The organism is Ramlibacter sp. (assembly GCF_028291745.1).
GTDB lineage: Bacteria > Pseudomonadota > Gammaproteobacteria > Burkholderiales > Burkholderiaceae_C > Ramlibacter.
The window spans coordinates 1-7,889 of record NZ_JAQGNQ010000118.1; the positions used below are offsets into that span (position 1 = coordinate 1).

Sequence of the window (7,889 nt, forward strand, 5' to 3'; positions counted from 1 at the left end):
TCCGCCGCCGAAGTGCTCGCCTTCGCGCAGCCTGTACACGGTGCCGCAGTACGGGCACTTGGCCCCGCCGCTCTGCGCGACGTCCAGGTACACGCGCGGGTGGCCGTTCCACAGCTTCATGTCGGCCTTGGCGCTGGGGCAGAAGATGCCGCCGTTGGAGTTCAGGTCCCTGGCGGCCAGCTCGACCACGGCTTCCTTGCGCACGATGCTCATCTCAGACCTTCGTCAGCCAGTGGGCGTACTTCGGGTTGCGGCCGTTGACGATGTCGAAGAACGCGTTCTGGATCTTCTCCGTCACCGGCCCGCGGCGGCCGATGCCGATCTCCACGCGATCGAGTTCGCGGATCGGCGTGACTTCGGCGGCGGTGCCGGTGAAGAAGCATTCGTCGGCGATGTAGATCTCGTCGCGCGTGATGCGCTTTTGCACGAGCTCGATGCCGAGGTCCTTGCAGATCGCCATGGTGGTGTTGCGCGTGATGCCGTTCAGGGCACCGGCCGACAGGTCGGGCGTGTAGACCACGCCGTCCTTGACGACGAACACGTTCTCGCCCGCGCCTTCGGAGACGAAGCCGGAGCTATCGAGCAGCAGCGCCTCGTCGTAGCCGTCGTCCAGCGCTTCCATGTTGGCGAGGATCGAGTTGCTGTAGTTGCCGACCGCCTTGGCCTGCGTCATCGTGATGTTGACGTGGTGGCGCGTGTAGCTGGAGGTCTTGACGCGGATGCCGCGCTGCATGCCTTCCTCGCCGAGGTACGCGCCCCAGGGCCAGGCCGCCACCATCAGGTGGATCTGGTTGCCCTTCGGACTCACGCCCATCTTCTGCGAACCGATCCACGCCAGCGGGCGGATGTAGCAGGATTCGAGGCCGTTGGACTTGACCACCTGACGCTGCGCCTCGTTCACCTGCTCCTTGGAGAAGGGAATCTGCATGCGCAGGATCTTGGCGCTGTTGAACAGGCGGTCGGTGTGGTCCTGCAGGCGGAAGACGGCGGTGCCGTTGACGGTGTTGTAGGCACGGACGCCCTCGAACACTCCGCAGCCGTAGTGCAGCGTGTGGGTGAGCACGTGGATCTTGGCGTCGCGCCATTCGACCAGCTCCCCGTCCATCCAGATCTTGCCGTCACGGTCGGCCATCGAGGGTACTACCGGGCTCATGAGAGTGTCCTTGTGGGGTGGGATTCGCGAAACCGTCCATTTTACGGCGCGCCCGGTTCCCCCTGCTCGCCCGCGGCTGCTGGCCGCAGCAGCTCCCACTTCACCAGCCGGCCCCCGGCGAATTCGCAGGTGACCGAAGACGCGCCGGCGTCGGTCCAGCGATAGACCTCCGGCTGCTGCTCTCTGGGGCTCACCGACTCGCCGACCGCACGCGTGAGGGCCAGCACGTGCAGCAGGTTCACGCCGCGGCGCAGCTTCGCATTGAGCATCACGGCACTGTCGCAATAACCGACCGGCCGCCGCGAGGCGCGCTGCAGCACCTTCATCATGCGAGTGAAGTGCAGCAGCATCCACAGGACGCTACCGGTGACCACGAACGCCACGCCGGACCAGCCGTAGTTGCGCCAGGCCACGAACGCCGCGGCCACACCGATCAGGGGAATTGCAATCCTTTGCCAGCTCATCCCCGCATTGTCGTGGTCGCGGGAGGGGCGCCGTTGCGGCGCCCTGGCACGTTGGTGCTGACCGGGCCGATTACAGGCGTTTGCAAATCGGCCCGGTGCAGCGGGATCAGGCGGCGTCGCGCTCCATCGATTCGATCGCCTTGCCACCACGGCGGCCGTGATCCTGGCCGCGCGGCGCTTCGCCGGCTTCGCGGGCCATCAGCTGCTCCGGCACGTCGATCGCCTTGCCGCCGCGACGGCCGTGATCCTGGCCACGCGGGGCTTCACCGGCTTCGCGCGCCATCAGCTGCTGCGGCACGTCGATCGCCTTGCCACCGTGGCGGCCGTTGTCCTGGCCACGCGGGGCTTCGCTGGCTTCGCGGGCGAAGGTGACATTCGCGGCGCCCAGGCAGACGACGGCGGCGAACACGGGAAGGGCAAGATTCTTGAAGCTGTTCATGATGATTTCCTGGTGAGTGACGGGGGATGCGTGCGGACGTTTTCCAGACGCGAGCTCACTATGGAAGACCGATGCGCCCAAGCCAAGGGAGGCTGTAAGCGGTTACGGCGGGGTGCCGCGCGGTCCCGCTTGGGGGCGCGGCACCAAGGGGCCGCGGCATCCGCACGATGCGGCCCTCGCTGTGGCCCCATCGTGGAAGAGCCGTGCAACCAGGCTCAGCCGAGGCCGCGCACGACTTCCAGCGCCTGCTCGATGCGCTCCACCGGGTGGATGGTCAGCCCTTCGAAATCGCGCCCTCCCTTGGGCGCATTGGCCTTCGGAACGACGGCCACGGAGAAGCCCAGCTTGGCGGCCTCGCGCAGTCGCTCCTGCCCGCGCGGCGCCGGCCGCACTTCACCCGCGAGCCCCACCTCGCCGAACGCGATGAAGCCCTTCGGCAAGGCGCGGCCGCGCAGCGACGAGGCGATCGCCAGCATCACGGCCAGGTCCGCCGCCGGCTCGCTGATGCGCACGCCGCCCACCGCGTTGACGAACACGTCCTGGTCCATGCATGCCACTCCGGCATGCCGATGCAGCACAGCGAGCAGCATCGCGAGGCGATCGCGATCGAGGCCGACGGAGAGCCTGCGTGGGCTGGGGCCGCCGCTGTCCACCAGCGCCTGGATCTCCACGAGCATCGGCCGCGTGCCTTCCAGCGTCACCAGCACGCAGCTGCCGGGGACCGGCTCGCTGTGTTGCGACAGGAAGATCGCGCTCGGATTGGCCACGCCCTTCAGGCCCTTCTCGGTCATCGCGAACACGCCGATCTCGTTGACCGCGCCGAAGCGGTTCTTGATGGCGCGCACCAGTCGAAAGCTGGAATGGGTATCGCCCTCGAAATAGAGGACGGTGTCGACCATGTGCTCCAGCACGCGCGGGCCGGCCAGCGCGCCCTCCTTGGTGACGTGGCCGACCAGCACGATCGTCGTGCCTCCGGACTTGGCCGCGCGCGTGAGGTGCGCCGCGCACTCGCGCACCTGCGCCACCGAGCCCGGGGCGGAGGTCAGCTGCTCGGAGTACACGGTCTGGATCGAATCGATCACCGCCACCGCGGGCTGCTGCGCGGCGATGGTGGCCTGGATCTTTTCCAGCTGCGTTTCGGCCAGCACTTTCACCTGCGAGTGATCGAGGCCGAGGCGCCGCGAGCGCAGGGCCACCTGCGCACCGCTCTCTTCGCCGGTCACATAGAGCGCCGGCACGCCGGTGCGCTGCAGGCCGTCGACGGCTTGCAGCAGCAGCGTCGACTTGCCGATGCCGGGGTCGCCGCCGATCAGGATCACGCCGCCCGCGACGATGCCGCCGCCGAGCACGCGGTCGAGCTCGGCGATGCCGGTGGGCGTGCGCGGCACTTCGGCCGCCTCGATGTCCGCGAGTACCGCCACCTCGGAGGCGGGCGCCAGCGATGCAAAGCGATTGCGCGCCGCCCCGGCGGGCTCCGCCACGCTCTCGATCAAGGTGTTCCAGGCCCCGCAATTCGGGCACTTGCCCTGCCACTTCGGGGTGCTGCCGCCGCATTCGCTACAGGTATAGACCGTCTTGTCCTTCGCCATGACCCGAGTGTAGGATGCCTCATGAACACTCCCCAGCCCTTCTCCGAGTTCGAGGCCGCCGAACGCGCGCGCGGCTGCAGCGAAGTGATGACGCGATCCTGGGACGCCGACACGGTGCAGGACACGCACACCCACAACTTCCACGCACGCGCCATGGTCGTGCAGGGCGAGATGTGGCTCACCGTCGATGGCGAGACACAGCACCTGCGCCCCGGCGACCGCTTCGACCTGCCGCCGGGCAAGCCGCACGCCGAACGCTATGGCCCGGAGGGGGCAACCTACTGGGTGGCGCGGACCAATTTCTGAGCGCCAGCGCCCGGATTGTTCCCTCTCGCTCGCGGAGAGGGCGTCCTGCCAGCCTGGCCTCCGAACTCGTTCGCCAGCAAATCCGCGAAGGCCTTGGCCGCGGGTGACAGCGAGTGTTCCTGCCGGTGGATCAAGCCGAACCTGCACGTCGCCTGGCGCGGCAACGCCGCGCCCGGCGATGCGCTCGCACTGATCGGTACGGGGCGCGGGGCACGAGAACCATCCCAGGAGACAAGCCGATCACCATCGTGGTCGCGTATCCGCCCCCGGGCACCGCCGACATGCTGGGCCGGCTGCTGGCGCTGCAGATGGCGCCCCGAGACGGAGCGCTGGGCGCAGGTGGTGCGTGCGTCGGGGGCGAGCGCGGATTGAGCTTCGCACGCGAGAGGGTGATCCCGGGTTGCATCCCATCGCGGGTTGGATGCACCCCGGGTTGGATGTCATCCCGGCCTTGAGCCGGGATCCATGCGGCGCTCGTCGGGCGCGTGGATTGCGGGTCAAGCCCGCAATGACATGGTTCGACGCGCTTGCGCCTGCCCCTGGGTATCATTTAACATGTTAAATATCGCCCCACCACTTCCTGCCCCCGTGAGCACCCCCTTCGCCCACCGCAATCTCGCCCGCCTGCTGCTGCAGGCTCGCGAGGCGCTGATGGTGCGCACGCGGCCGGGCTTGCGCGAGCATGGGCTGTCGGACCAGCAGTGGCGCGTGTTGCGCGTGCTGGGCGAGCATGGCACGGTGGAGACCGGCCGGGTGGCGCGCGAGGCCACCATCCTCGGCCCGAGCCTCACCGGCGTACTGGCGCGCATGGAGCGCGACGGGCTGGTCAGGCGCGAGCGCGATCCGGCCGACCAGCGACGGACGGTGGTCGAGGCCACGCCCAAGGGATTGAAGATGGTGCAGCGCCTGTCGCACACCGTCGAAGCGCACTACCAGTGGCTGGAGCAGTCGCTGGGCAAGCAGAAACTGGCGCAGCTCTACGAGCTGCTGGATCAACTGATCGCACTGGAGCAGCCATGAGCCTGGTCAAGAGGGGCACGGTCTACGGCACGCTGATGAATTTCCGCGGCGAACTCGAAGCGCTCGCCGCGCAGATGAACCAGGCCCCGTACAAGGCGCCGCCGCAGGCGCCCGTGCTGTACGTCAAACCCGCCAACACCTGGACCGAGAACGGCGGCCGGATCGCCATTCCAGCCGGCACGGCGGAAGTGGAAGTCGGCGCCACCGTCGCCATGGTGATGAAGTCGGCCCGCGAGATCGCCGGCTTCGTGCTGATGAACGACGTGCGCATCCCGCACGAGAGCTTCTTCCGGCCGCCGGTGAAGTTCAATGCGCTCGACGGCTTCCTCGGTATCGGCGACCGCGTCCGCGCGCGCAACGAAGCGGGCGACCCCGCGGTCTTCAAGCTGGAGGTGCGCGTCAACGGCTCGGTGGCGCAGACCGTGCGCTTCTCGCAGCTGGTGCGCCCGGCCGACAAGCTGCTGGCCGAGGTCAGCGAGTTCATGACGCTGAGCGAAGGCGACATGCTGATGCTGGGCTGCGACGTCGGCCGCCCGCGGGTGAAGGCCGGCGACCGCGTCGAGATCTTCATGCCCGCCCTGGGCACCCTCACCAACACCTTCGTCGCGGAGGCCGCATGAAGCACGCACGCGTGATAGTCGATGGCATGACCCACAACGCCACCGAGCGCGATGGCCAGGTGGTGCTCGAGGATGGCCGCCGCCTCTGGCAGGACCAGGTCACCTGGCTGCCGCCGCTGGTACCGCGCGAGCGCCCGCGGACCATCCTCGCGCTCGGCCTCAACTACGCGGACCACGCCAGGGAACTGGAATTCAAGGCGCCCGCGGAGCCGCTGGTGTTCCTCAAGGGCGAGCGCGCGTTGAACGGCCACCGGCAGTTCACGAAGCGGCCGGCCGACGTCAAGTTCATGCACTACGAGTGCGAGCTGGCGATCGTGGTGGGCAAGACGGCGAAGAAGGTGAAGCGCGACGACGCCTATGACTTCATCGCCGGCTACACCGTCGCCAACGACTACGCGATTCGCGATTACCTGGAAAACTGGTACCGGCCCAACCTGCGCGTGAAGAACCGCGACGGCACGACGCCGCTGGGGCCGTGGCTGGTCGATGCCAGGGACATCCCGAACCCGATGGCGCTGGCGCTGAAAACCATGGTCAACGGCCAGGTCACGCAGCAGGGCAACACCAAGGACATGATCTTCGACGTGCCCTTCCTGCTCGAGTACTTCTCCAGCTTCATGACGCTGAGCCCCGGCGACCTGATCCTCACGGGCACGCCCGACGGCGTCGTCGACTGCCAGCCGGGCGACGTGATCGTCACCGAGATCGAGGGCCTGGGTGCCCTCATGAACACCATCGCCTAAACGCATGCGCATCGAACATCTGATTGACGGCAAGGCCGTCGTCGGCCGCGACTACTTCAGCACCGTCAACCCCGCCACGCAGGAAGTGCTGGCCGAAGTGGCAGCTGGCGGCGAGGCCGAAGTGGATGCGGCGGTGGCCGCCGCCAAGGCCGCCTTCCCCAAGTGGTCTTCGCTGGCGGCGCCCGAACGGGCCAGGCTCATGCGCAAGCTCGGCGAGCTGATCGCGAAGAACGTCCCCGAGATCGCGCAGACCGAAACCAACGACACCGGCCAGGTGATCGCGCAGACCGGCAAGCAGCTCGTGCCGCGCGCGGCCGACAACTTCTCGTACTTCGCCGAGATGTGCGTGCGCGTGGACGGTCACACCTATCCCACGCCGACGCACCTGAACTACACGTTGTTCCACCCGGTCGGCGTCTGCGCGCTGATTTCTCCCTGGAACGTGCCTTTCATGACGGCCACGTGGAAGGTCGCGCCCTGCCTGGCCTTCGGCAACACCGCGGTGCTGAAGATGAGCGAGCTGTCGCCCATGAGCGCAGCGCGCCTCGGTGAGCTGGCGCTGGAAGCGGGGATCCCTGCCGGCGTGCTGAACATCGTCCACGGCTACGGCAAGGATGCCGGCGAGCCGCTGGTGCGCCATCCGGACGTGCGCGCGATCTCCTTCACGGGCTCGACGGCGACCGGCAACCGCATCGTCCAGGAAGCGGGTCTGAAGAAATTCAGCATGGAGCTGGGGGGCAAGTCACCGTTCGTGATCTTCGACGACGCCCAGCTCGATCGCGCGCTCGACGCCGCGGTCTTCATGATCTTCTCCAACAACGGCGAGCGCTGCACCGCGGGCAGCCGCATCCTGGTGCAGAAGTCGATCTACGCGTCGTTCGTGGAGCGATTCGTTGCGCGCGCAAGGAAGATCACGGTGGGCGACCCGCTGGACGAGCAGACCATCATCGGCCCGATGATCTCGCCGGCGCACCTGGCCAAGGTGCGCCACTATATCGAGCTGGGGCGCAAGGAAGGCGCCACGCTGTTGTGCGGCGGCCTCGACGCACCGCTGCTGCCCGATCGGGTGAAGAGGGGCAACTATGTCGTGCCCACGGTGTTCGCCGACGTCGACAACCGCATGAAGATCGCGCAAGACGAGATCTTCGGCCCGGTGGCCTGCCTGATCCCGTTCAAGGACGAAGCCGACGCGATTCGCCTGGCCAACGACATCCACTACGGCTTGTCGAGTTATGTGTGGACCGAGAATGTCGGCAAGGCACACCGCGTCGCTGCCGCCGTCGAAGCGGGCATGTGTTTCGTCAACAGCCAGAACGTGCGCGATCTGCGGCAACCCTTCGGCGGCACCAAGGCCTCGGGCACGGGGCGCGAAGGCGGCACCTGGAGCTACGAAGTGTTCCTGGAGCCCAAGAACATCGCTGTCTCGCTCGGATCTCATCACATCCCACATTGGGGGGCGGCATGAAACTGATTGCCACGGTGGCGCAAACCGCGTCGGTGCTGCTGGACACGCCGGCCACGATTGAAAAGGCGCTCGGCCTGATGACGGAGGCGG

10 protein-coding genes are annotated in these 7,889 nt (G+C 67.6%); 5 read left to right on the forward strand and 5 right to left on the reverse strand.

The window, feature by feature from the left end:
• The 5 genes from JWP60_RS21945 to radA form a co-directional block, all read right to left on the reverse strand.
• Nucleotides 1–213, reverse strand: a 213-nt coding sequence (locus tag JWP60_RS21945) for a zinc-finger domain-containing protein (protein ID WP_299796072.1), incomplete at its 3' end; no start/stop codon positions are given.
• A 1-nt stretch (nt 214) separates the two neighbouring features.
• Nucleotides 215–1,153: a branched-chain amino acid transaminase gene (locus tag JWP60_RS21950; RefSeq protein ID WP_299796075.1), complete on the reverse strand. Its 939-nt coding sequence runs from the start codon at nt 1,151–1,153 to the stop codon at nt 215–217.
• Between the two features lie 41 nt (nt 1,154–1,194).
• On the reverse strand, nt 1,195–1,617 hold the full coding sequence (locus JWP60_RS21955) for a glycerate kinase (protein ID WP_299796078.1): 423 nt from the start codon (nt 1,615–1,617) through the stop codon (nt 1,195–1,197).
• 106 nt (nt 1,618–1,723) lie between these two features.
• On the reverse strand, nt 1,724–2,137 hold the full coding sequence (locus tag JWP60_RS21960) for a hypothetical protein (protein WP_299796081.1): 414 nt from the start codon (nt 2,135–2,137) through the stop codon (nt 1,724–1,726).
• Between the two features lie 134 nt (nt 2,138–2,271).
• Nucleotides 2,272–3,645, reverse strand: coding sequence for a DNA repair protein RadA (gene radA, locus JWP60_RS21965; RefSeq protein ID WP_299796084.1), 1,374 nt, complete (start codon nt 3,643–3,645; stop codon nt 2,272–2,274).
• Nucleotides 3,646–3,666: 21 nt separating this feature from the next.
• On the opposite strand from radA, the gene JWP60_RS21970 reads away from it, so the two are divergent.
• The 5 genes from JWP60_RS21970 (at nt 3,667) to hpaE (ending at nt 7,799) form a co-directional block, all read left to right on the forward strand.
• Nucleotides 3,667–3,951, forward strand: a complete 285-nt coding sequence (locus JWP60_RS21970) for a cupin domain-containing protein (RefSeq protein ID WP_299796088.1) — start codon at nt 3,667–3,669, stop codon at nt 3,949–3,951.
• Between the two features lie 588 nt (nt 3,952–4,539).
• Complete coding sequence (gene hpaR, locus JWP60_RS21975; RefSeq protein WP_299796091.1) at nt 4,540–4,971, forward strand: homoprotocatechuate degradation operon regulator HpaR; 432 nt, start codon at nt 4,540–4,542, stop codon at nt 4,969–4,971.
• A complete protein-coding gene (locus JWP60_RS21980) occupies nt 4,968–5,591 on the forward strand; it encodes a fumarylacetoacetate hydrolase family protein (protein ID WP_299796094.1) in 624 nt (207 codons plus the stop codon). The genes hpaR and JWP60_RS21980 overlap by 4 nt, the downstream gene beginning before the upstream one ends.
• Nucleotides 5,588–6,334, forward strand: a complete 747-nt coding sequence (locus JWP60_RS21985; RefSeq protein ID WP_299796097.1) for a fumarylacetoacetate hydrolase family protein — start codon at nt 5,588–5,590, stop codon at nt 6,332–6,334. The genes JWP60_RS21980 and JWP60_RS21985 overlap by 4 nt, the downstream gene beginning before the upstream one ends.
• A 4-nt stretch (nt 6,335–6,338) precedes the next feature.
• Nucleotides 6,339–7,799, forward strand: a complete 1,461-nt coding sequence (hpaE, locus tag JWP60_RS21990; RefSeq protein WP_299796100.1) for a 5-carboxymethyl-2-hydroxymuconate semialdehyde dehydrogenase — start codon at nt 6,339–6,341, stop codon at nt 7,797–7,799.
• Nucleotides 7,800–7,889 lie beyond the last annotated feature (90 nt).